This window comes from Aquirufa esocilacus (genome assembly GCF_042715595.1).
Classification (GTDB): domain Bacteria; phylum Bacteroidota; class Bacteroidia; order Cytophagales; family Spirosomataceae; genus Aquirufa; species Aquirufa esocilacus.
This window is the reverse complement of the sequence record NZ_JBBKXX010000003.1, coordinates 448,366-472,509: the sequence shown is the minus strand read 5'-3', so window position 1 is coordinate 472,509 and position 24,144 is coordinate 448,366. Positions and strand designations below refer to the sequence as shown.

At 41.5% G+C, this 24,144-nt stretch carries 17 protein-coding genes and 1 riboswitch; of the genes, 8 read left to right on the top strand and 9 right to left on the bottom strand.

Translation table 11 applies throughout. The annotated features are described in order from the left end of the window. The first annotated feature begins 437 nt into the window (after positions 1-437). The 3 genes from SKC37_RS10640 (at position 438) to SKC37_RS10630 (ending at position 9,014) form a co-directional block, all read left to right on the top strand. Positions 438-3,671, top strand: coding sequence for a SusC/RagA family TonB-linked outer membrane protein (locus SKC37_RS10640; RefSeq protein WP_377981455.1), 3,234 nt, complete (start codon positions 438-440; stop codon positions 3,669-3,671). A 31-nt stretch (positions 3,672-3,702) separates the two neighbouring features. Continuing rightward, positions 3,703-5,451 (top strand): RagB/SusD family nutrient uptake outer membrane protein, encoded by a 1,749-nt coding sequence (locus tag SKC37_RS10635; RefSeq protein WP_377981454.1) that lies wholly within the window; start codon positions 3,703-3,705, stop codon positions 5,449-5,451. 77 nt (positions 5,452-5,528) lie between these two features. After that, a complete protein-coding gene (locus SKC37_RS10630) occupies positions 5,529-9,014 on the top strand; it encodes a VCBS repeat-containing protein (protein ID WP_377981453.1) in 3,486 nt (1,161 codons plus the stop codon). On the opposite strand, the gene SKC37_RS10625 is transcribed toward SKC37_RS10630, so the two are convergent. The 3 genes from SKC37_RS10625 to porW are packed head-to-tail and all read right to left on the bottom strand — an operon-like array spanning position 9,011 to position 14,846. After that, complete coding sequence (locus SKC37_RS10625) at positions 9,011-10,480, bottom strand: FG-GAP repeat domain-containing protein (RefSeq protein ID WP_377981452.1); 1,470 nt, start codon at positions 10,478-10,480, stop codon at positions 9,011-9,013. The two genes, SKC37_RS10630 and SKC37_RS10625, sit on opposite strands and share 4 nt — an antisense overlap. Next, the gene (locus tag SKC37_RS10620) at positions 10,477-12,798 is read right to left on the bottom strand and encodes a penicillin-binding protein 1A (RefSeq protein ID WP_377981451.1); all 2,322 of its coding nucleotides are present in this window, start codon (positions 12,796-12,798) and stop codon (positions 10,477-10,479) included. Before SKC37_RS10620 ends, SKC37_RS10625 begins: the two co-directional genes overlap by 4 nt. Continuing rightward, positions 12,795-14,846 carry a type IX secretion system periplasmic lipoprotein PorW/SprE gene (porW, locus tag SKC37_RS10615; RefSeq protein ID WP_377981450.1) on the bottom strand — a complete coding sequence of 684 codons (2,052 nt, stop codon included), beginning with the start codon at positions 14,844-14,846 and terminating at the stop codon, positions 12,795-12,797. The genes SKC37_RS10620 and porW overlap by 4 nt, the downstream gene beginning before the upstream one ends. A 68-nt stretch (positions 14,847-14,914) precedes the next feature. On the opposite strand from porW, the gene SKC37_RS10610 reads away from it, so the two are divergent. From SKC37_RS10610 to SKC37_RS10590, 5 genes are read left to right on the top strand one after another with little or no spacing between them, the layout of a single operon-like run. Continuing rightward, complete coding sequence (locus tag SKC37_RS10610) at positions 14,915-15,100, top strand: AtpZ/AtpI family protein (RefSeq protein ID WP_130894941.1); 186 nt, start codon at positions 14,915-14,917, stop codon at positions 15,098-15,100. 51 nt (positions 15,101-15,151) lie between these two features. Next, on the top strand, positions 15,152-17,017 hold the full coding sequence (locus tag SKC37_RS10605) for a peptidoglycan D,D-transpeptidase FtsI family protein (protein ID WP_377981449.1): 1,866 nt from the start codon (positions 15,152-15,154) through the stop codon (positions 17,015-17,017). After that, on the top strand, positions 17,014-18,303 hold the full coding sequence (rodA, locus tag SKC37_RS10600) for a rod shape-determining protein RodA (RefSeq protein ID WP_377981448.1): 1,290 nt from the start codon (positions 17,014-17,016) through the stop codon (positions 18,301-18,303). Before SKC37_RS10605 ends, rodA begins: the two co-directional genes overlap by 4 nt. 1 nt (position 18,304) lies before the next feature. Further along, the gene (locus SKC37_RS10595) at positions 18,305-19,537 is read left to right on the top strand and encodes an MFS transporter (RefSeq protein ID WP_377981447.1); all 1,233 of its coding nucleotides are present in this window, start codon (positions 18,305-18,307) and stop codon (positions 19,535-19,537) included. Continuing rightward, positions 19,537-20,559, top strand: a complete 1,023-nt coding sequence (locus SKC37_RS10590; RefSeq protein WP_377981446.1) for a hypothetical protein — start codon at positions 19,537-19,539, stop codon at positions 20,557-20,559. The genes SKC37_RS10595 and SKC37_RS10590 overlap by 1 nt, the downstream gene beginning before the upstream one ends. Here the strand turns inward: SKC37_RS10590 and SKC37_RS10585 are convergent, their stop codons facing one another. From SKC37_RS10585 to SKC37_RS10560, 6 genes are all read right to left on the bottom strand, one after another. Further along, complete coding sequence (locus SKC37_RS10585) at positions 20,560-20,931, bottom strand: DUF423 domain-containing protein (RefSeq protein ID WP_377981445.1); 372 nt, start codon at positions 20,929-20,931, stop codon at positions 20,560-20,562. Positions 20,932-20,987: 56 nt separating this feature from the next. Continuing rightward, positions 20,988-21,524 (bottom strand): ATP synthase F1 subunit delta, encoded by a 537-nt coding sequence (gene atpH / locus SKC37_RS10580; protein WP_130894947.1) that lies wholly within the window; start codon positions 21,522-21,524, stop codon positions 20,988-20,990. 11 nt (positions 21,525-21,535) lie between these two features. Beyond that, positions 21,536-22,030 (bottom strand): F0F1 ATP synthase subunit B, encoded by a 495-nt coding sequence (atpF, locus tag SKC37_RS10575; protein WP_377981444.1) that lies wholly within the window; start codon positions 22,028-22,030, stop codon positions 21,536-21,538. A 126-nt stretch (positions 22,031-22,156) separates the two neighbouring features. Continuing rightward, entirely contained in the window at positions 22,157-22,402 is a 246-nt protein-coding gene (gene atpE, locus SKC37_RS10570) for an ATP synthase F0 subunit C (RefSeq protein WP_130894949.1), read from the bottom strand. A gap of 36 nt (positions 22,403-22,438) precedes the next feature. Continuing rightward, entirely contained in the window at positions 22,439-23,509 is a 1,071-nt protein-coding gene (atpB, locus tag SKC37_RS10565; RefSeq protein ID WP_377981443.1) for a F0F1 ATP synthase subunit A, read from the bottom strand. 51 nt (positions 23,510-23,560) lie between these two features. After that, positions 23,561-23,911 carry a hypothetical protein gene (locus tag SKC37_RS10560; protein ID WP_377981442.1) on the bottom strand — a complete coding sequence of 117 codons (351 nt, stop codon included), beginning with the start codon at positions 23,909-23,911 and terminating at the stop codon, positions 23,561-23,563. 108 nt (positions 23,912-24,019) lie between these two features. Further along, a riboswitch (SAM riboswitch) is annotated at positions 24,020-24,137 on the top strand. Positions 24,138-24,144: the final 7 nt, after the last annotated feature.

Sequence of the window (24,144 nt, the reverse complement as noted above, 5' to 3'; positions counted from 1 at the left end):
TACTTCTTTCATTTATTCAGATTACCTCTCTGTTATCAGGTGATTAAGACAAGGTAAAATCACGACAAAAACCGCAATTCTGCCGACCAAAGACGTCTTCTGTATTGTATTCAACTGATCAAATAGGCCTCCTGAGAGCCTATTAAGAGAATACTTCTATTTAAAATAAAAAAAATGAAAAAATATCTTGCGAAAACTTGTGCAGGTTGTAAGAATTGGACATATTTGACAGTATGTAATAGTGTAGCATAGTTATGAAAGGTATTCTATTTCCGAATCGTTATCTGCTCTATGTTGTACTATTTAAAGAATTTGTTTGACGAATAAACCTATTTAAAAGTTTAAAATGAATTATCAACCATTATCAGAAAGGAGGCCTATCGAACTTTAACACATGAAACCCAAAATTTAATTTAAAAACTAACTTAATCTTTATTATGAAAAACAATTTTTACCAAAGTCTACGAAGCTTTCTTTTGCTAGCGATAGTGATGCTAGGAAGCTTTTCGTCATTTGCCCAAGACCGTAAGGTTACAGGTAAAGTCTCTGGGACAGATTCTCAGGGAATTCCGGGTGTAAGTATCTTAGTAAAAGGAACAAACACAGGAGCTACTACAGATGTTAACGGTGCATTCTCTGTAACTGTTAAATCTGCAACAGCTGTTTTAAACATTACAGCTGTAGGTTACAAGTCTCAATCAATTACAGTAGGTTCTCAATCTTCTATTAATGTAACGTTAGCAGAAGATAACTCTCAGTTAGATGAGGTAATCGTAACAGGTTACTCAGTAACTAACAAGAAAGAGTCAACTGCTGCTGCTTCTATCGTTAAAGCGAAGGATTTGCAAATCGCACCTTCAGGTAACGTAGAGCAACAATTACAAGGTCGTGTAGCCGGTGTTACTTTGATCACTAACGGACAACCAGGTACGAACAGTATCATCCGTGTACGTGGTTTCGGTGCATTTGGTGGTAACGAGCCATTGTATGTTGTTGATGGAGTTCCTGTAGGAACAACTGATTTCCTTTCTCCAGATGATATCGAGTCTACTACTGTCTTGAAAGATGCAGCAGCGGCTTCTATCTATGGTGCTCGTGCAGCGAATGGTGTAATCGTTTACACTACGAAGCGTGGTACGCGTAACAAAGGTATCACTGTTACTTATGATGGATTGTACGGTGGTACTGATCCTAACGTAGGTGGTGTAGCTAAAATGTTAACTCCACAGGAGCAAGCAGACTGGACTCACGTAGCATACCGTAATAACGCGGCGGCTAACGGAACTGCAGTAGGTTATACTCACCCTCAGTATGGAACTTCAGCGCAAGCTACGTTACCTACTTACTTGCACTTCAATGGCGCAAATGGTGTGAACTCTGGTGATATGGCAGCTGCTCAAGCAGCTTTCGCTTCTAATCCATTGAACACATTCGTAATCAAAACAAACAAAGCTGGTACTAACTGGTATGATGAAATCACTCGTTTTGGTACTACAATGCGTCACTCATTAGGTATTCAAGGTGGAACTTCAACTGGTCGTTTCTACTTAGGTTTATCTGGACAAGAGCAACAAGGTATCTTAATTCAAAATGATTTCAAGCGTTATTCAGCACGTTTCAACTCAGAATTTGATTTAGGAAAGAAAGTACGTGTAGGAGAAAACATCCAAATGACATATCGTTCAGTACGTGGTCAAGCGGGTGGTAACAACGGTTTAGGTGTAGCTGCTGATGAGTCAGTAATCTTATCTGCTTACCGTATGCCTACTGCGATTCCAGTTTACGATGAGTTCGGAAGCTTTGCATCTACTAAGGCTGCAGGTTTTAACAACCCACGTAACCCAGTTCGTCAAATCTTACGTAACAACTCAAACGATAACAACTACAATGCGTCTGCATTTGGTAACGTATACGTTGAGTATGAGCCAATCAAAGATTTAATTATCAAATCTTCAATCGGTGGTCAATATGCAGGTTATGCATACAAAGATTATAACTACAAATACTTAGGTGATTCAGAGCCAGAGGCTTCTAACTCATTCTATGAAGGATCAGGTTATAACTTCGCTTATACTTTCACAAATACAGCTGCTTACAAATACCAATGGAGAAAACATGGTGTTAAAGCGTTAGTAGGTATGGAAGCATTGAACACAGGTGCTGGTCGTCAGATCTCTGGTTCAGGTATCAATCCATTCTCAATGGATACGGATTTCGTAACTTTATCATCTGTACAATCTCCTGTAGTTAACTCAGGTTTGTATTCAGGTGTTAATTTCTACTCTTTATTCTCTAAGTTAGATTATAACTTCAATGAGAAGTATTATTTAACTGGAGTTGTTCGTCGTGACGGATCATCTCGTTTCGGTTCTGAGAATCGTTATGGTATCTTCCCTGCAGTATCTGCTGCTTGGAGAGTAACATCTGAGGAATTCATGAAAGATCTTCCTGCTATCTCTGATTTAAAAATCCGTGGTGGTTGGGGTTTAATGGGTAACTCAAATAACGTAGACCCAGCTAACCAGTACTCTTTATATGCGGCTAACCGTGGTACTTCATTCTATGCAATTGATGGTCAATCATCAGGAGCGAACGAAGGATACTTCCGTTCTCGTATTGGTAACCCAGCTGCTAAGTGGGAGACTTCAGAAACAATGAACATTGGTTTTGATGCAACTCTTTACAACGGTAAGTGGGAAATCGTATTAGACGTTTGGAGAAAAGATACGCGTGATCTATTATTCAACGTACCTCTTCCAGCGGTTGTAGGTAACTCAGCTTCTGCACCTTCAGTAAACGTTGCTAAGATGCGTAACCAAGGTATTGATTTCCAAATCATCAACCGTGGTAACTTAACTTCAGATTTGAAATATGAATTAACATTCAATAACTCATTCTTGAAGAACGAAATCGTAGCATTTGCTCCAGGTATCACGAACTTAACAGGTGGTGCATTCCGTGGAATCACGCCAGTACGTATGGAAGTAGGTCGTTCTCTATCTTCTTTCTACGGTTACCAAGTGATCGGTTACTTCAACTCAGCTGCTGAAGTAGCTTCTTCTCCAGCACAAGATGGTAAAGGCTTAGGTCGTTTCCGTTATGCTGACATCAACGGTGATGGTAAAATCACGACCGATGACCGTACATTCTTAGGTTCTCCAGTACCAACTTACACAGGTGGTATCAATGTAGGTTTGACTTACAAAGATTTTGAATTCGCAACGTATTTATATGCTTCTGCTGGAAACAAAATTTGGAACCAATCTAAGTGGTTTACAGACTTCTTCGGAACGTTTGAAGGATCAGGTAAAGGTGAGCGTGCGAAGCAATCATGGACTCCAGAATTAGGAAACAGCGCTGCTGCTCCGATTTGGGAATCAAACTCAAACATGTCTACTTCAGGTGCTGCTAACTCATGGTATGTAGAAGATGGTGATTACATTCGTATTCAAAACATCTCTTTAGGTTATAACATTCCTAAGAACTACACATCTAAGTTAGGTATCAAGCGTGCGAAGTTCACTTTATCAGCTAACAACATCTTCACTCTAACTAAATACAAAGGTTTAGATCCAGGTGTAGGTGGTGCTGCGGATACAGGATTTGGTATTGATGTGGGTAACTACCCAGTGACTCGTTCATTCAACGCATCTATCAACTTGACTTTTTAATTAGCGAAAGCCATATTTAATGAATAAAAAAATGAAAAATAATCAGATTTTTAAGCGAATCGCTTTAGTGAGTGTGTCAGCTCTTACGTTGACCTTCGCTTGTAAGGACCAGTTTTTAGAAGTTCCGCCTACAGCCTCTTTGGCTCAAGCGCAATTATCTTCTAAAGAAGGTGTAGAAGGTACCTTAATTGGTGCTTACGCTCAGTTAGCTGCAAAAGGATATACTCGTCTTGCAGCAGGTAATAACTGGGTATGGGGTTCTATCCGTGGTGGTGAGAACAACAAAGGTACGGATGCGGGTGACTTTACGTCAATCAACCCTATGCAACGTTATGAAGTTCAACCAACTGATGGTGACTTGAACTCTACATGGCAAGCAAAATACGAGGGTATTGCTCGTTGTAATGCGACTATCAACTTAGCAAATGGTTCGAAAGAATTATCTGCTGCAGATAAGACTCGTATCATCGGTGAGGCACGTTTCTTACGTGGTCACTTCTACTTCGAATTGAAGAAGTTATTCAACTCTGTTCCTTATGTTGATGAGACACAAGATTACGGAAAAGGAATCGAAAAAGTAGCTAACACAGAAGCATTCTGGGATAAGATCGAAGCTGACTTTGCGTTTGCTTATGCAAACTTGCCAGCTACGTCTTCTTCTGCAGGTCGCGCGAACAAATGGGCTGCTCAAGCTTATTTAGGAAAAGCGTTATTGTACCAAGGAAAGTTTGCTGATGCGAAAGCTAAGTTTACTGACGTTATCGCTAACGGTGTAACTACGAATGGTAAGAAATACGGTTTAGTTCCTAAGTTTGCTGAAATCTTCAATGCGGAGAATGATAACAACGAAGAAGCTATTTTCGCTATCCAATCTTCGATGAACACAGGTAACGTAAATAACGCGAACGGTTTCGATGACTTGAACTACCCATACAACACGGGTTCTGACGGTCCAGGTAACTGCTGCGGATTCTTCCAGCCATCATTCTCTTTAGCGAATGCGTATCGTACAGTTAACGGTTTACCTATCTTAACTGAAACAGCTGGTGCTCCAGATTATAACTCTGCTACAAATGCAGTGAAGAATGACTTTAAAATCGCTTCATCTGCTGCATTTACAGAGGATACAGATCCATTAGATCCACGTATTGACCACACTATCGGTCGTCGTGGTATCCAATACTTAGACTGGATCGAGCACCCTGGTAAGAACTGGATTCGTGATCAAACGTATGCAGGTCCTTACTCACCTAAGAAATACGTTTACTACAAGCGTCAAGAGAATACATTAACAGATGGTTCTTCTTGGACACGTGGTTATGCAACAATGAACTTCAACATCATTCGTTTTGCTGACGTATTGTTAATGGCTGCTGAGGCTGAAATCGAAGCTGGTTCATTAACTACTGCTTTAGGTTACATCAACCAAGTTCGTAATCGTGCAGCTAACCCTGCTGGTTTCGTAATGAAAGGTGGAGTTGCTGAGGCTAACTATGTAATCGCACCTTACACAGCATTTGCTGACAAGGCTACTGCTCAAAAGGCAGTTCGTATGGAGCGTATGTTAGAATTAGCTACAGAAGGTCACCGTTTCTTCGACTTAGTTCGTTGGGGTACAGACGTTACTACGTTAAATGCATATTTATCGTATGAGTCTAAATTCTTAGTAACTAAGTTTGGTGGAGCTTCTTACCAAGCTACGGATAAGTATTTACCTATCCCACAAGCTCAAATCGATATCCAAGGTTCTTCAGTATTGAAGCAAAACGCAGGATATTAATTTGTTCTAATTTTTCTTAAAAAAGGTGGGATATTAATCCCACCTTTTTTATTTTCGCTTAAGTTTAAAAATGCCTTATGAAGCCTATTTACGTCTATTTATTATTAGCTAGTACCTTGCTAGTTTACTCTTGTAAAAACGCCACAACTTTCGAGCTTTTATCCGGTGATGATACCGGTATTCATTTTTCAAATAAGATCGTAGAGAACGATTCTTTATCTATTTTGAAGTATGAATACCTCTACAACGGAAGCGGTGTGGGTATGGGTGATTTTAATAATGATGGGCTGTTAGATGTTATTTTCTCAGGCTCTCAAGCGAATGCTACGCTTTACTTGAACAAGGGTGAGATGAAGTTTGAGGAGTTAGGAAAGTCTGCTGGTTTAGATACAAAAGACCGCTGGTGTTCAGGTGTTAGTTTGGTCGATATTAATGGCGACGGATTATTAGATGTGTATGTTTCTGTAACGATGAAGAATGCAGAGCGTGATCGCCAGAATATGCTTTTCGTTAACCAAGGAATTAAAGACGGGAAACCAAGCTTTAAAGAAATGGCTACCGAGTATGGAATTAACGACAATGGCCATAGCGAGCACGCGGCTTTCTTTGATTATGATCGGGATGGAGATTTAGATCTCTATGTTTTGACAGATGTAATTGATCAAGTTCCTTCCTTATACCGCCCTAAAGTGACGGATGGATCGTATCCGAATACGGATCGTATGTACCGCAATGATTGGTCGAAAGAGAAAAATCATCCGGTGTTTACGAATGTGTCGAAAGAGGCTGGTATTACCATTGAAGGCTATGGTTTAGGGATTAATATCTGTGATATCAACCAAGATAACTGGCCAGATATCTATGTGACGAATGATTACGTGTCGGATGATATTTTATACATCAATAACCACGATGGCACATTTACGGATCAGGCCAAAGCGTATTTCAAACATACTAGTTTGTCCGCCATGGGTAACGACGTGGCGGATATCAATAATGATGGACGGCCGGATATCGTGGCTTTGGATATGTTGCCAAAGGACAACGAGCGTAAGAAGCAATTAGCGCCGCCTAATAGCTACCAATCTTATCAAAACAGTGATTTACACGGGTATACTTACCAGTATATGCGCAATTCCTTGCAATTAAATGCCGGGAAAAAAGCAGATGGTTCTCCGGCACCTTTCCAGGAGATTAGTTTGTTAGCTGGTGTTGCTGAGACGGAGTGGAGCTGGTGTCCATCCTTAGCGGATTTTGATAATGATGGTTTCCGTGATTTGATGATCACGAATGGTTTCCCGCGTGACGTGACGGATCGTGATTTTATGTTATACCGGGCGAACTCTGCTCGATTAGCATCTGATGCGATTCTTTTAGCGCAAATGCCTGTGATTAAAGTGAATAATTATGCCTTCAAGAATAAGGGTGGAATGCACTTTGACGATGTGAGTGCGGCGTGGGGAATCCAGCGTCCGTCTTTCTCGAATGGGGCTTCCTATGGGGATTTAGATAATGATGGTGACCTCGATTACGTCGTGAATAATATCAATGACGAGGCTTTTGTTTATAAAAATAACACGGTAGAAACGAATGCAGATAAAGGGCATTATTTGCGGGTGAAGTTTGAAGGTAAGGGCCAAAATACGCAAGGAATCGGTACCCGTATCGAAGGTGTTTATGCGGATGGCACGTATTTCTATTACGAGAATTCTCCCTATAGAGGCTATTTGTCTAGCGTTGAGGCGGTAGCCCATATCGGTTTAGGTTCGAAGCAGAAGATTAAAGAATTGCGGGTTATTTGGCCAAATGATTCCATGCAGGTGATCACAAAGCCGGGTATAGATCAAATTTTAAAGGTAAAATTATCCGATGCTAAGCAGCCTTATGTTTCTTTATATCAGCAGCAAGCACCTTTAATGCAAGACGTAACTGATCAAATGCAGTTAACGGATGTGCACAAGGAATATGATTTTATCGATTTTAACTACCAGAGTTTAATTCCATTCAAAATGTCTCAACTGGGGCCAGGAGCTTCAGTGGGGGATGTGAATGGCGATGGTTTAGAGGATTTCTTCGTGGGAGGCGCTAAGTTTTACTCAGGTATTTTCTACTTACAACAGGCAAGTGGAAAATTCGTGGCGAAATTTCTGGAGGGAACAGCGGAGAAAAAGGAAAAATTAGGGGAGGATTTAGGTTCGCTCTTGATTGATATGGATAAGGATGGGGATTTGGATTTATATATTGCCAGAGGGGGTACAGAGAGTCAAATAGGAGCGTCTAACTTCCAGGATGTGGTCTATGCGAATGATGGAAAAGGAAACTTTAGTTTAGCCGCATCCGCTTTACCTAGTTTCACAGAGAGTAATGCGGCCGTGAGAGCGGTGGATTTTGATAAGGATGGGGATTTAGACCTTTATGTGAGTGGACGAAATGTTCCGTTCTCCTATCCTCAAGGAACTCCATCTCGTTTATTGCGCAATGATTCGAAAGCAGGATCGATAAAATATACGGATGCGACAGCTAAATGGGCTCCTGATTTATTGAAACCGGCGCTTGCTTGTGATGCGATTTGGACGGATTTGAATAACGATGGCTGGTCAGATTTAGTGGTGGCTGGGGAGTTTATGCCGATTCAAATTTATCAGAACGAAAAAGGACATTTAGTTAAGGTAGAAAAGACGGGATTAGAGGAGATGACGGGACTTTGGGGTTCTGTGGCTGCGGCGGATTTTGACCAGGATGGAGATATGGATTTAGTGGCGGGTAATATGGGTAAGAATACCTTGTTACGTGCGAATTCAAAACAGCCGGTGGATGTATTGCACGGTGACATAGATGGGAATGGGGTATATGATGTGTTTCCATTCGTTTATTTCCAAAGTGCGGCGGGAGTGCCCGTTTCTGCACCTTTATTTGGCAAAGATGACGTACATAAACAACTGAATTCGACTCGTCAGCGCTGGGTTTACTACAAAGACTATGGCAAGATTACACAGGATGATTTCCTGACAGAGAAAGAAAAGGTGAAAGCGTCTAAATTATCTTTCACCGAAAATGCCTCGATGTATATCGAGAATTTAGGTGGCGGGCATTTTAAAGCGAAGGCTTTGCCAGATATGGCGCAACTGTCTTCATTGAATGGTATGCAGATATTGGACGTGAATGCGGATGGTTATTTAGATATCGTATTCGTGGGTAATAACTTTGCGAATGAAGTGGCGATGGGTCGCTACGATGCGTCGAATGGTGGGGTTCTTTTAGGCAATGGCAAAGGCTTTACTTATGCGCAGAATTCGGGGATGATGGTGCCTGCAGATGCAAAATCCCTAGTGGGTATTCAAGTCGGTTCAGAATTAGCCTTTATCGCTATGCAGAACAGAGGACCAATGAAAGTATTTAAGCCTCAGGGCTCTTTTGTCAAGGCAGCTGTAAAGCCTGGTGCGTCGTTCAACTATACCTTGAATGGACACAAACAAAAGATGGATTGGAACTATGGCTCGTCTTATTTAAGCCAAAGCGCCAGCGCTCAAGCGTTCATCCCGAAGGGAGCAAAACTGAATTAACGAATCGTATTTCGTAAGAGTCTAATCTGAAGGCCAGGTGTTAGTTTAACGCCTGGCTTTGGTTTTCCAAATTGAAAATTTCCCAATAAAAGATCAATATCGCCATCTTTGTCGAAATCTCCTGCATCCATGGCCATATAACGAGCATCATCAGGTAAGTTCAAATTGCTGACTTTAAATTGTAACTTTCCTTGGTTTTGGAAGTATAAAAAAGATTCGTTTTTACCCTGTTCATTCTCTGGGAAGAATGCAATCATGGCTAGATCTATGTCTCCATCGGCATCAAAATCTCGCGCGAGGGTTTTAGTGGCCCCGTGGGCAGGATAAAAGTAGGCTTCCTTGAAATTGTTCTTTTGGTCATTTAAAAAGACGTGAACGCCATGGTAGGCCTTTTTAATGATGGAATTATCCGCATTGTCCCCCGCAGAAATGATGATATCATCGAATCCGTCTTTATTCAAGTCCGTGACTTCCATAAAGCTGCTACCCCAAATGACATCAAATTGCAGCAAGGGTTTTTCTACAAATAAGCCATTCCCTTTGTTGATGAATAAAGAGACTCCCTCTTTCGCCTCTGCCATCAAAACCAAGATATCTGGTTTGCCATCTTTCGAATAATCTTTAATGACAACATTTCGAGAACCCGGTTGTGATTTTAACACGTGCCTTTCTTTCGTTTTCCCATCCACCCATACCAGTTGACCTGCTTGGAACCCATATTCGCAGAGTAGAAAATCAGCTGTACCATCACCATTAAAATCGGATACTTGCATATCTACCGGACGTTTCAGTCCATCGACTAATTTGGTTAATTTGGCCGAAGTATTGACTTGGAATAAATCCCCGACTTTTTCATCATTTGGAAGTATTTTCCCGACACTTAACAGGTAGGTTTTTCCTTGAATAAAGGCGGTGTTGACATTTGGACTTGGTGTTCTAAGTGTAGAATTAACGTGAAGTTTGCTATCTAGTATAAGTGTTTCATTCGTATTCATTCCTACCCAAACTTCGGATTTCGATGGGTGTACTTTTACAGAAGTCACGTGTCCTGCCTGCAGAGTTGGCGAAACAAAGTCTTCTTGTTTGAAATGGAATGGGTTGTTTGAGATGGTGCTTTTCGCTTTTTGCGGCAATGGATTTTCAGGTGCGTTGCTTACATAGTAATCGACGATGGCTTGCCAATCCTCTACGCTCATCGCTGGTGTATCAGGATAGATTTTCATCGCCACTGCGGTTTGGAATTGCTCCTCAGGGATCTTAGCGGCTAATTCAAATTTATTACGCATGCCTAAGCGATAGGACATGTCTAGTAGAACCTGATCATTCCAGGTCTTTTTGTCTAAAAGGCTTGGGTCTGGGAACTTGTGACAAGAGCTACAATTTTCCTTAGCAAGTTCTTCGCCGCTTTTTTTAGAACTACAAGAGACGGCAATCAGGGTAATGATAACAAGGGCTACAATTCTCATTCAAGTATTTCGATATCCGTTGATGGAGTGGCAGTGGAGTCCGCTTTCACTCCTCCTACACAACTAAAGTCAAAGGCCATATTGGCGGGTTTAGTAAAGGGCATTTTGTGGTACCCATCTAGGGCAAGTGATCGGTCTGCATAGACTTTTTCCATGAATTTAGAGAAAGCAGGCATGGCCATTTTAGCCCCTTGGCCTAAACTAATGTTTCGGAAGTGAATGCTTCGATCGTCTCCGCCTACCCATACGCCGGTCACTAACTTTTGGGTAACACCCATAAACCAGCCATCTGAATAGTTCGAGGTAGTTCCCGTTTTCGCGCCAATTTCATTTCCTGAAGCAATGGAACTACTGTTTAACCCTTGAGCCGTTCCACCAGGTTCTCTGACGGCACCTTGCAACATAAATGTCATCAGGTAGGCCGTTTCAGGCTTCATTACGGCCTTGGCGTTTGGTGAAAACTCGCGCAATACGACCCCGTTTTTGTCTGTTATTTTTAAGATAATGATGGGGTCAATTCTTTCCCCCCCGTTAGCAAAAGAGCAATAGGCAGCTACTTGTTCATAAACGGAAACTTCTGATGTGCCTAAACATAACGAGGGACCCTCGTACAAGGAACTAGTAATACCAGCTTTGTGGGCAAAATCGGCCACTTTACTGGGTCCAAGTGCTTTCATTAATTTGGCCGAAATGGTATTAATCGAACGACCCATGGCCCTACGTAGGCTTAGGCTTTCGTAACTATAATTGCCATCCGAGTTTTGCGGAGTCCAGGTATCATTCGTTAAGCCGTCTTCTGTCCCAAAAGTCACCGGTTCATCTACATACCGGTCGCAAGGTGTAGCAATTTCATTTTCAATCGCCGCGCCATACACGAAAGGTTTAAAGGTCGAGCCGGGTTGACGCTTACTTTGGGAAATATGGTCGTATTTAAAATACTTGTAGTTAATGCCACCTATCCAGGCTTTTACGTGCCCATTTGTAGGGTCCATGGACATCATTCCTAGATTCAAAATGCGCTTGTAATAGCGCATGGAATCCAATGGGCTCATCGTGGTATCAATATCCCCATGGTATGAGAAAACGGTCATTTTTACGGGACGTTTTAGCTCCTCCCACACCTTAAACTCATCATTATTATAGGCTTCCATCAGATCTCGATAGCGTTCCGTCCTTTTCATAGCCGAAATGAGGAACCCTTTGATCTCTTGCATTCTCTCATTCACCCAAGGGTTTCTACCCGCCCAGTGCTGATTAAATGCAATTTGTTGTGCTCTCATATGTTCTTGCACTGCATCTTGAGCATATTTCTGCATGCGGGAATCGATACTCGTGTGGATTCTCAACCCACTTGTATATAGGTTAAGCTGCTGGTCTTCCGGTCGATCTTTGTTGATTTCCTGGATGATGTTGACTAACTCTTTTCGAATGGATTCTCGTAAATAAGGTGCTGCGCCCGTATTTTGGTTCTCCACTTTATACTTTAAATTCAGTGGAGAGCTCTTCATCTTTTCTGCATCCTCCTCCGTTAAGTAGTCATATTTTGCTAGCTGACTTAAAACAGTATTGCGACGCGCTAAGGTCCGTTCCGGGCGGATTCTAGGGTCGTACAAGGAGGGGTTTTGCAAAAGTCCAATCAGCGTTGCTGCCTCTGGATACGTAATGGTTTGAATATTTTTTTGAAAATAGGTTCGACACGCCACTTGTATGCCGTATGCATTATTTCCAAAGCTAACCTCATTTAAATACATCGCCAAAATCTCTTGCTTTGTGTAGCGACGTTCTAATTTAATGGCTAAAATCCACTCTTTTATTTTGGCAATAGCGGTTTTTAATCCCCCCACTTTCATTAACAAACCTAGGTAAACGGGATCATCTTCTCCATATTCTAATGAACGCGTGTGGAATAAATTTTTAGCTAATTGCTGTGAAATCGTACTGCCACCACCGGAGGTCCCCAAGGAGAATATAACCCGAGCCATGGATCTTACATCAATGCCAGAATGGCTGACATAACGTGCATCTTCTGTCGCGATTAACGTATTGACAAGAATGGGGGATAGTTCTTCGAATTCAACCGGGTTTCTATTTTCCCGAAAATACTTTCCGATTTCCTCTCCATCTTCTGAGATGAGCAGGGATGCTTCTTGACTCTTCGGGTTTTCTAACTCTTGTAAACTAGGCATTCCCCCAAAAAGCCAAAGGAAATTATAATTGACTGCCGCAATAAACAACACCATAAATAAGAACGTTCCGCCAAATATTTTATAGGCTAAGCGAACTCTATTTACCTTAGATTCTTTATTAAATTCAATCATTTGTTGATCAACTTTAGTAGTTCCGACGCCTCCGGTAGGAGTGGGCTAGAAGGAAAAGTGGTTATAAATTCTGTTAAAATATTTTTACATTCTTGGGTTTCCTGCAAGCCAGCTTTGCTAAGCGCCATTAAAAATACAATTTTATCTTCCAATTTGCTACCCGGATATTTTAGTTGGATCATTTGGCACCCTTCAAACGCTGTTTTGAAATCTTTTGATTCAAAACGGATAAGCGCGTCTTCATATTTTTTTTGCGCTACGATTTCATTGTTATCAGATAGCGTTCCGTTTTCAAGTTTTAGGATCATCGTCTTGAAATAAGAACTAGGATAGCGTTCAAATAAGCTGGACCGATACGTTGATTTGGTAGATCCATCCGTGCTTAAATAGAGTAAATACAGGGTTTCTGCTTCAAAACCCGTACTAGGAAACTCCCGCAATAATCGGGTTAAAGTGGTGCTAGCTAACGTATTCTCCCCTAATTCAAATCGGGCTAATTTGCCTAATTTAAACAATGATTCCTCCCTTGTTTTTGTCGCTTTTAACTTGGATGATTGGCTCATAGGTAGCGCTTTCAACCAAGTTTCTTCGGCTTGACCTTTGAGGTCCGGAGCATCCCCCGTTGCTTTTTCAGCCATCGTTGTATTCACGACGGCTTGTGCCATCGCAGCGTTCTTGTTTTTTCTATTCCAAAAATCTTCCAAGTTTCTATTGCCCCAGCGGTTATTAAACTCGATGCTACCTTGGATTCGCGCTTGCTCGTTATTAAAGTAAAAATTTTGTTGATCTGCTGAAAAGCTACGTCTGGTGAAAATGGGGGTAGAAACAACGGTGGGCAGGTTTACTTTCTTGACGGTGTCCTTTTGTTGTTTTAAAAATAGTTCATGTAACTCCGATGGACTGCGATTAGCTAGTTTGAGCAAAGAGTCTTGCAAGTCAATTTGCTGAGAAAGTTCAGTAAAGCTTCCCCACGATTTTTTTAGTTTTTGAGCTTTCGCATAATCAATATGCGAGGGAGAAAGGTGGGTCGCTGCACTATCGTAGTAATGAGCGGCCAAATTATATTCTTTCATTTGCCTCGCAAAAAGTCCACCTAGTTGAAAATATAACTCGCCCTTATTTGGGTTATTTTCACCCCCTTTTTCCCAATTCTCTTTCGCCTTTTTAAAGTCCTTTTTAGCATAGAAGTATTGACCTATTTTGACATAGATGGCCCACTTGTTCTCCTCGTTCTTCGGGTCTTTTAACATCTTTTCCAAGGCGTCCAGGTTTCCCTCTAATTGATGAATGGCTAGGCTTGCTTGTAGCTGTAGGTCGTAAGCAGGCTTGTTTCTAATCGTAACTTTGTAACTTTCTATCGCTAAAGCAGGCTGATTGTTGTCAGCGAATAGCTGGCCCATGATGAATGAAATACGCGCCTTTTCGTTTCCTTTTTGTAGGTATTTGGACGCTTCTTGCAGAATGGCTACTGCCTTGATAGGTTCATTTAAGAGCTGATAGGAATAGGCTTTTAATAGCAGAAATTGCTTTTTCTCGATGGAGTTTAAAGGGTTTTCGCTCAAGAATTCTGCTATTTTTTCTGCGGCAACAAATTCCCTTTGCTGTAAGTAAATCTCATACAAGGCTAATAAGGCCTCAGGTTGAATTTCGAGTGAATTGACGTATTTGTATGTCTCAATGGCATTCTTTAGGTCGTTTTGATAGAGTCGTCCACGTCCAATTAACAAATAGGCATCAATCATGTAATGCGAATTTTGGTGCCGGTCGATGACCAAAGAAGCCTTTCGGATTAACTCTTTAATGTCTTTTTCATTCCCTTGTTTAAAGCTGGAATCCCGCGGAATGATGATAGGTAAGGTGGTAGTAAAGTTTTCCTTTTGTCCGTCTATCCATTTTTTCTGTAATTCCTTATCTAATCTTGACCCCTGCCAAATAGCATTATATTTCGCATTTACGTTGTGGAATGCAACCGCCATGGGCTTGTTGCTGTATTGGGAACAAGACCAGGTGCTGAGAGCTAGAAATAAAAGGGCAATACTCCTGTGCATAAGGTTCAAAAGAACTATTTTCAAATTTACGATTTATCTTCCCGAAAATTGGATAATTTTAGATGAATATGAATTCATACCAAAAATTCCTCGGAGCAGCATTTCAGATGTTAGTGACAATTGTTGCTGGCGTATTTGCTGGTCGTTATTTAGACGCCTATTTTTTTACTGATAAGCCGTGGTTCACGATTATTTTTTCGCTTGGATCTATTGCTTTTGCGCTTTTGGCACTAATAAAAAGTCTTCCAAAATAGCAACGAAGAAGCGCAGGAAATTCTGTATTTTTGTGGTAAATTTTTGTCAAGGTGTTTAATCAGCGAAGAAATCTAATCTTCTTGTTCTTTGGAATCGTTGGACTTTTGTTCATCGGTAAATTGTTTTTCATCCAAGTGGTGGATGATACCTATGAAAAAGCAGCGGATAATAATGCGATTCGTAAGATTATTCAGATCCCATTTAGAGGGGAAGTATATGACCGTTATGGCAAATTAATTGTCTTTAATACACCTGTCTATGATTTATACATCATTCCTCGTAAGGCGATTGTCAAAGACACGAATCATTTTTGCCAGATTTTTGGGATAACAAAAGAGTATTTTGTCAAAACGTCTCAGCAAGCAAAAACCTATTCACGGGTAAAGCCTAGCTTATTTCTAAAGCACTTGTCTAAGGAACAATTTGCTAGTGTTCAAGATGCGATGGTTGATTTTCCCGGTTTTTTCTTTGAAACTAATGCCTTTCGTACCTATCAATCTCGTGCCTTTTCGAATGCCCTTGGGTATGTAGCTGAAATCAGTCCGAATGCCTTAGTGGATCAAAAGGATGATTATTATCGACAAGGGGATTATGTAGGTATTTCTGGAATTGAATCTTTTTATGAAGAAACTTTGCGAGGGCAGAGAGGTATTAAATACCGGATGGTGAACAGTAATGGGGTGGAAAAAGGGGACTATAAAAATGGTTCTTTGAATGTCAATCCAGTATCAGGCAATAATCTATACACGTCCATCGACTTAGCCATCCAGGAATATGCGGATAGTTTGATGAAGCATAAGGTAGGAAGTTTAGTGGCGATAGAACCCTCGACAGGAGAGATTTTAGCGATGGTCTCTGCACCCTCTTATGATGCGAGTCAATTAACGGGAAATAATTTTTCTACCTACTACCAGCAGCTGGCTTTGGATCCCATGAAGCCACTCCTTAATCGACCTCCATCGGCTTATTATCGCCCGGGTTCTACCTTTAAATTAGTTCAGGCATTAGTAGGTCAGCAATTAGGGTTCATTGGACCAGGAACCGTTTATTCCCATGCGGGAGCTCCGGTGAAATGCCATGGCCATGGTCCGGTCAATTTGCGAGGGGCGATTCGTGTTTCCTGTAATCCTTATTTCTACCATGCATTTCGTAAAATGATTTACGATAATACCACGGGAGACACCTATGAAAGATCGGCTCAAGGCTTGCAACGTTGGTCTGATTTAGTGGCCAATTTTGGTTTTGGACGCAAGTTAGGGGTTGATTTAGGCAATGAAAAGAAAGGTATTTTGCCTAATGTGGATTATTATAATTCGGTCTATAAAGGTAACAAAGCGTGGAAGTTTTCGAATATCTATTCGATTAGTATTGGGGAGGGAGAAATCGTTGTTTCTCCGTTAAAAATGGCGAATCTGGCCGCGATTATAGCGAATAGAGGCTGGTATATTCCGCCGCATGTGGTGAAAGGAGTCGGTTTGAAAAAAGTGATTGATCCATTTTACAAGACGCCAGTGAAAGTAGGGGTAGAAGCGAAATACTTCGACGTGGTGATCGATGGCATGCAAGATGCCGTGACGAATGGAACGGTAGGTCCAGATGGTAAAATTCCGGATATAAGAATGGTGGGCAAGACAGGTACCTCACAAAACCAAAAAGGCAAAGACCATTCGATTTTCATTGCTTTCGCTCCGCGTGATAATCCCAAAATAGCGATTGCCGTTTTTGTAGAGAATGCGGGTTTTGGTGGCACAGCCGCGGCACCTATTGCCTCTTTGGTAGTGGAGAAATACCTCAAACGAAAAGTAGACCGCAAGTCCGTGGAGTCCAAGTTTATGCAAATGAATTACTTGCCTAATGTGTATTCTGCCGGAGGAGTTAGTAGAAAAAAAGTAGCCACAGACTCCACTAAAAAATGACAGATTCGAATCACATACAAGGCCGGATTGACTGGATCGCTGTAGGATTCTATGTCTTATTTGTGGGCATGGGTTGGTTGAATATTTACTCTGCTGTCTATAGCCCGGATGCCCCTTTGTCCTTTTCTGATCCTGCCTTTTACGATTCGAATGCCGGGAAACAATTGGTTTGGATAGGGACGAGCTTTTTATTGATCGTATTTATTTTAGTGATTGATTTTCGCTTTTTTGAATCATTTGCCTTGTTTATTTACCTAGGTTTATTGCTTTTGCTGTTAGCGGTGCCCTTTTTAGGGGTGACTATTAACGGTTCTCATTCTTGGTTTAAAATTGGGTCTGTGACGATTCAGCCGGCAGAGTTTGCCAAAACTGCGACGGCCTTATTACTAGCAAAATACCTGAATGATCCCTTAGTGAATCTAACTAAGTTTCCTTTTCAGTGGAAAGCGGCATTAATTATCGGTATTCCGATGGTATTAATTATTGGTTCAAATGAGACGGGTTCTGCCTTGGTTTTTGCCTCCTTTATGATTCTGTTATATCGCGAGGGATTACCAGGCGCTTATCCTGCCTTGTTCATTGGGGGAATTGTATTGTTTGTCTCTGCGCTACTCGTGAAAGCCTGGATCATTTTACTGGTTTTAGTCTTAATCGCCGGCATTTTAGTTCTTTTTATGCCCATCTATTTGCAGCGTGACCCTAAAACCTATTTGCGTTTAGCAGGTGGCGTTGCGGCGATAATGACATTAGCCCTATTAGTGGAATGGGTGGTGAATAATGTGTTGAAAGAGCACCAGAGAAACCGGATTCGCGTTTTGATTGATCCAGGTTTTGATCCTCGGGGTTTAGGTTATCAGGTGACGCAATCGAAGATTGCGATTGGTTCGGGAGGTTTTTGGGGTAAAGGTTTTTTAGGTGGAACGCAGACGAAATTCGATTTCGTTCCGGAACAAAGTACGGATATGGTTTTCTGTACGATAGGGGAAGAGCACGGTTTTGTGGGGGTGATGTTGATGATTATTTTCTTCTTGGGGTTCTTGTGGAGATTGATGTATTTAGCGGACTTGCAGCGTTCCCGTTTTGCCCGGGCCTATGGATTCGGATTAGTAGGAATTCTGTTTTTTCACTTTTTAGTAAATATAGGGATGACGATCGGCTTGATGCCCATTATGGGGATACCCTTACCTTTCTTCTCGTATGGTGGGTCGTCTCTATGGTCGTTCACCATCTTGTTATTTATCTTTTTAAAATTAGACTCTCACCGGTCGGATATGCTTTCTCGCTAGTATGGAAAACGATAAAATTTCTGCCAAAGCCAAAATGCTCATCGCCGTCGCCGCACTCGGCTACTTCGTAGATGTGTATGATTTGATCTTGTTTTCAGTGGTACGAAATCCGAGTTTGATGAGTTTAGGTCTACAGGGAGATGACTTGTTAAATCAAGGCTTGAACTTGATGAATGTGCAGATGGGTGGGATGTTGCTTGGTGGAATATTGTGGGGTATTTATGGCGATAAGAAAGGGCGTAAATCTGTTTTGTTTGGGTCTATTTTACTCTACTCTGCGGCGAATGCCTTGAATGGTTTGGTGACTGATTTAAACACTTACGCCATTTTGCGCTTTATTGCTGGGATTGGTTTAGCGGGAGAGTTAGGTGCGGGAATTACCTTAGTGAATGAAACCTTACCTCCCTCGAAGCGGGGAATTGGTACGCTGATTATAGCGGGTGTGGGAGCTGCAGGTGCTGTTTTTGCGCCTATTATTGCCGGTTTGAGTTCGGATTCAGAATGGTGGAGATCTTGCTATTTTATTGGTGGTGGAATGGGATTAGCCCTATTGCTTTTGCGCTTAGGTACTTTTGAATCTTCGATGTATACGGAGATGGATGATAAGGTACAACGGGGTAATTTCTTTCAGCTCTTTTCGAATGGGGCCACATTTAAGAAATACTTGTATTGTATTCTAATGGGATTGCCCATTTGGTACATCATTGGGATTCTTGTTTTCTCAGCACCTGAAATCTCCAAAATCATCGGTATCGATGGAAAGATTAGCGGAGGCGACGCCATTATGTTTTGCTATCTAGGACTTGCATTAGGTGACTTTGCTTCGGGAGCCCTAAGTCAGTGGCTAAAAAGCCGAGGAAAGGCTGTTTTAACCTATTTATTTATCGCGGTAGGTATTTGTGTGTATTACCTATTCGGGATGTCAAACATTACGACGACCCACGCCTATATCATGATAACACTTTTAGGCTTCTTTGGGGGCTATTGGGCTGTTTTTTTGACATTCTCGTCGGAGCAGTTTGGCACGAATGTGCGGATGACGGTGACGACAACGGTGCCTAATTTTGTGAGAGGTGCCTTGATTCCCATTTCCTTGCTCTTTAAGTTTTTGATTCCATCAGTGGGCTTGATTCAATCTGCGGCTTATGTGGGGGTATTATGCTTTGCTTTGGCAATCTATTCCGTTATTCAACTGAAAGAAACGTTCGGTAAATCTTTAGACTACACCGAATAATGGCCCTGATCTCGAAAAAGAAAAACCTGTATCGGATAAATCAACAGCTGCGTCGGTATTTGCATAAATACAACCGCGAACATGCGATGAATATCAGCTATGCAGATCTGTTACGCTATGATAATTCCATCGTGCTGTACGATAAGAATGAGGTGGATACACTTTGGGAGACGGTATTTTATTCTCCAGGAGATCAAGAAGAAGTTTATGAGGCGCTGAAGCAAATCTACGCGGATTTGAAGACGGATGGAAATGAGGAGGTGATTAAGCACTTGGTGATCGATCGGGTGGATTATTGCACCTATGGGAATACGCACCCGTTTCGTATTCGCATCGTGAACCGCGTGAATGATAACTTTGATTATTTCTATATTAAAGTGGCAGATGCCTCTCGGGTGTACGGCTTGGAATTAGAGCATATTTTATCTCCAAATCGCATCAATTACGTCACCTGCGATAATACGCTCGTCGAGGAGCATATAGCCGGCGTACCTGGCGATGCTTTTTTAAAGCAGGATTTGGAGACAGATTTAGAGTCGCCTATCCGTTTAGCGAAGGAATTTGTGAAGTTCAACGAGCGTTGTCTAGTACAATTACTAGGTGATATGCACAGTGCGAACTTCGTCATTATTACGACTCCGGATTTTGAAGAGATTTATTACCGGATTCGTCCTATTGACTTTGATCAGCAGTGTTATGAGGGTAAGAAAACGGTGTATCTTCCGCAGTATTTTAAGCAAAATAATGCCCTGATTGAGTTGGGGATGAAGTATATGACGCCGGAATCGGTTTGGCAATACCAGATTGAAGAACGCTCGATGATTTCTTCTCGTCTGAAGTCAGAAAGTCAACGCGTGTACGATCTGATGAATGTAATGGCAAAAGACGAAATCGCGCCACCAGAAAACGTGGAACAATTAAAAACTGAATTAGCGAAACATTACGAAGATGATCGCTTTTTGAAGTGTCAAACGATGGGAGAGATCGTGTGGTTAAGCCTTGAATTAGTGATGCGTCACTAATTACTTTTTAAAAATGGACCACATCATCAGTCCATACCCCATCATATAACACAGTCCACCGATGGGAGCAATCGCTCCGAAAATTCCCAAATTAGTTAAGCAGATCAAATAAAGGGACCCAGGGAAAATAATACTTCCTGCAAATTGAAAATAGGCAGCTGACTTCAAGTGCTTATTACTGAAGTTCATCTGCCAAACTCCTAAAATCAACAGGGCAATCCCTCCATACATTTGGTAGCGAGCAGCCGTCTCAAAAGTCTCTAGGCGATTAATGTGACGTAAATAGTCTTTCCACGCGTGTGCTCCAAAAGCCCCTAAGGCAACAGACAATCCCGCCATCAGCGAACCAGTAAATAGGGCAAATTTTTTCATAAGGTGGGAGTGTTTAGGAGGGAATAAAAAAAGGCCTTGTTTCCAAGGCCTTTCCATTAAGATGCTAAAGAAACTTTCAAATCGTTTAGCTTCCGCTTGATCGAATCATCGATCTGTTGGTCACCTACTTTCAAAATGAATCCACCGATTAGGCTTTCATCAATTTGTTCGATCAATTCTACTTCTTTACCTGTGTAGTCCTTAACGATTTTCGCTACCGTTGCTTTTTGATCTGCTGTTAAGCTAGATGCCGTAGTAACGGTTGCTTTTTGGATTCCTTTGTAATCCGTGTACATCGAGATGAATTCTTTTGCTACTGCAGGAAGAATCTTCTCGCGGTTCTTATTCGTGATGATCACGAAGATACCGTAGGTAACTGGATTGAATTTATCCTTAAATAGCTTCGCTAGGATCGCTAATTTCGTGTAATGCTTAATGATTGGGCTCTTTAGCGCTAACACTAATTCGTGACTGGCGTCGCAAGTTTCTGCGAAATCAATCATGTCTTTAGCTACTGCCTCTACCGCGTTCTTTTCGATCGCGAAGTCTAGCAGGGATTTAGCGTAACGGTGAGCTACAATTAATTCTGACATGGTCTATGCGATTAAGATAATTTAACGTCAGCCATCCACTCAGTTACTAATTTTTCCTGAGCTGCTTTGTCTTTTAATTGGCTTTTTAACACTTTCTCCGCTAAGTCTAACGAAAGAGAAGCTGCTTCCTTGCGGATTGCTGCTACAGCACTTGCTTTCTCTTGTTCGAAAGCTACGCGAGCTTTTTCGATTTCTTGGTTAGCTGCTGTTTGTGCATCTAATTTAGCTTGAGAGATCATCGCATCGGATGCCTCTTTCGCTTGCTTAATTAACGCATCACGTTCAGCACGTGCGGAAGCAATTAATTGCTCATTACCTGCTTTCAATTCGGCCATTTCAGCACGTGTTGTTTCAGATAATTTGATAGCCTCGTCGATCGATTGCTCGCGCTCAGCTAACGATTGAATGATGGGTTTCCAGGCATATTTGGCTAAAAGGAAGAATAAAATTCCAAAGACAATTAGTTGCCAGAAGATAAGTCCAAAGTCTGGGGTGATTAACTCCATAGTATGTTAATTTTTTGTAAATCGTGTCAAAAAACGCAATTTGGCACCTAATGTAAACCAAATTGCGTTTTAAATGGGGTAGAATCTGATGCAAAGGCTAACCCTTTGGAGATTCTGATTGGTCTCTTATTTCAAAGTTACCAATAGACAAATTACAGCAGCGAATAACGCAACCGCCTCAACGAAGGCAGCAACGATTAACATCGCACCTTGAATTTTTCCAGACGCTTCTGGTTGACGAGCGATAGCTTCCATAGCAGAACCACCGATACGACCGATACCCATTCCAGCTCCTAAAGCAGCTAAACCAGCACCAATACCTGCAAGACCAAGACCTACAGAAACTTCTAATAAAATCGATAAAATAGACATACGATTTGGGTTTATATAAAAAAAATAATTTACAAATTAATGGTGATGCTCTTCTACCGCTGCTCCGATATACGTCGAAACTAACATCGTAAAGATGAAGGCTTGAATGAAGGCAACAATCAGCTCAATTACGTTCATGAAAAGCGAGAAAGGAACTACTGCTAGACCTAAAGCCGCGTTTTCAAAAATGAAAATCAAGGATACTAAACTTAATAAAATGATGTGACCCGCTGTAATGTTCGCAAACAAACGAACCATTAACGAGAACGGCTTCATGAAAATACCTACTATCTCCACCGGAGTCAAAATAACTAACATCCATTTAGGAACACCTGGCATCGCGAAGATGTGCGTCCAATACGTAGAACGGCCATTGAAGTTTGTTACAAAGAAAGCAATGATCGCTAATACTAAAGTCACCGCGATGTTTCCTGTTAAGTTAGCTCCACCTGGAATTAAACCTAACATGTTGTTAAACCAGATAAAGAAGAAGATCGTCAATAAATACGGCATGAAACGACGGTAGTGTTTCTCGCCAATGTTATTCTTGGCAATCTCATCCCGAACGAAAATGATGATGGGCTCAAATAAGGATTGCATTCCTTTAGGCGCTTTGTGTGGATTTTCTTTGTATTTACGACCGATTCCGATGAAGATAGTCAATAATAAAACTGCTGATAGTAATAAAGAGGCTACGTTCTTGGTGATAGAGAAGTCATAAACTTTCTCGCCATTCTCTGCGTGAATCTTTCCGTGCTCTAAAACGAAACCGTTGTAAGGAATTTCTTCGTGGTGTTCGTTTTTGAAATTAGATGACGAGAATACTTGAACGCCTGAAGAGGCTGTGTAAACGATACAAGGCAAAGGTAAAGTCGCATGAAAATGGCCAATCGTGAAGAAATGCCAATCGTGCTCATCCGCAATATGATGCAGAATTAATTTACCTGGATCAAATTTTTCAGTGGGAGCCTCGTGAGCAGCAGGAGCAGCTGCGTGAGCCGCCGTATCTGCGTGAGCAGAATCGTGCGCTACAACCGGTTCGTTTGCGAACACATTTAGACTAATAAAGCTTAAGAAAAGCCCTAGTAGGATATTCGAAAAGTACATTTTTTGTATTGAAGTCTTGACCTGCATCTGAAACATTAATCTTGCTATTTTCTAAAAACGTCGCAAGTTACGAAGCAAACCAAAAATTTCAAAATTTGTGCTACATAAATAGAGTACAAAAAAGTTGCTGACGAACAAGACGAGGTTAGGGGTGTGGATGTAGGCGAAGAAACCGATGAAAACAACGCTTAAAATAAAGCGGATCGTGAGCGAAATCATCTGAAATGGGACGAACTTTTCTCCTTCGTTTTTTAAACCTAGTTGAGCTAGGTTGAAGGTCAAATAAGTTTGGAACAACAGAAAAACAAAGATGAATTTCAAGTCCGGGTGTAAATAGGTTAAGAAAGATGTCTGTGCAAGGGCATAGAGAATTCCTCCCAGTAGACCGTAAAAAATCGCCATTTTTAACATGGAGCAAATATCGGTAGAAAGGAATTAATCGGCAAAGTTTTTGGAAAAAACCGATTTCGGCTGTTACTTGCAACCTCAAATCAAAAAGCCACGCTTGTTGATTTATAAAGAAGAAGGGAGAGACTAGGCTCAATGAACTTCTGGCAACCCGTCTGCTAAAGTAGACCCCGGTGCTAATTCCTACCCCAGGCGGTGCCTGTTTAGGGAAATATAAACCATTTTGT

Bases quoted from the DNA above. Each gene is read 5' to 3' on its own strand.
- SKC37_RS10595 (WP_377981447.1), top strand. From the start codon at position 18,305: ATGGAAAACGATAAAATTTCTGCCAAAGCCAAAATGCTCATCGCCGTC.
- SKC37_RS10635 (WP_377981454.1), top strand. From the start codon at position 3,703: ATGAAAAATAATCAGATTTTTAAGCGAATCGCTTTAGTGAGTGTGTCA.
- SKC37_RS10590 (WP_377981446.1), top strand. From the start codon at position 19,537: ATGGCCCTGATCTCGAAAAAGAAAAACCTGTATCGGATAAATCAACAG.
- atpB (WP_377981443.1), bottom strand. From the start codon at position 23,509: ATGTACTTTTCGAATATCCTACTAGGGCTTTTCTTAAGCTTTATTAGT.
- SKC37_RS10640 (WP_377981455.1), top strand. From the start codon at position 438: ATGAAAAACAATTTTTACCAAAGTCTACGAAGCTTTCTTTTGCTAGCG.
- SKC37_RS10585 (WP_377981445.1), bottom strand. From the start codon at position 20,931: ATGAAAAAATTTGCCCTATTTACTGGTTCGCTGATGGCGGGATTGTCT.
- SKC37_RS10620 (WP_377981451.1), bottom strand. From the start codon at position 12,798: ATGATTGAATTTAATAAAGAATCTAAGGTAAATAGAGTTCGCTTAGCC.
- porW (WP_377981450.1), bottom strand. From the start codon at position 14,846: ATGCACAGGAGTATTGCCCTTTTATTTCTAGCTCTCAGCACCTGGTCT.
- atpH (WP_130894947.1), bottom strand. From the start codon at position 21,524: ATGTCAGAATTAATTGTAGCTCACCGTTACGCTAAATCCCTGCTAGAC.
- SKC37_RS10560 (WP_377981442.1), bottom strand. From the start codon at position 23,911: ATGGCGATTTTTTACGGTCTACTGGGAGGAATTCTCTATGCCCTTGCA.
- SKC37_RS10630 (WP_377981453.1), top strand. From the start codon at position 5,529: ATGAAGCCTATTTACGTCTATTTATTATTAGCTAGTACCTTGCTAGTT.
- atpF (WP_377981444.1), bottom strand. From the start codon at position 22,030: ATGGAGTTAATCACCCCAGACTTTGGACTTATCTTCTGGCAACTAATT.
- SKC37_RS10625 (WP_377981452.1), bottom strand. From the start codon at position 10,480: ATGAGAATTGTAGCCCTTGTTATCATTACCCTGATTGCCGTCTCTTGT.
- rodA (WP_377981448.1), top strand. From the start codon at position 17,014: ATGACAGATTCGAATCACATACAAGGCCGGATTGACTGGATCGCTGTA.
- atpE (WP_130894949.1), bottom strand. From the start codon at position 22,402: ATGTCTATTTTATCGATTTTATTAGAAGTTTCTGTAGGTCTTGGTCTT.
- SKC37_RS10610 (WP_130894941.1), top strand. From the start codon at position 14,915: ATGAATTCATACCAAAAATTCCTCGGAGCAGCATTTCAGATGTTAGTG.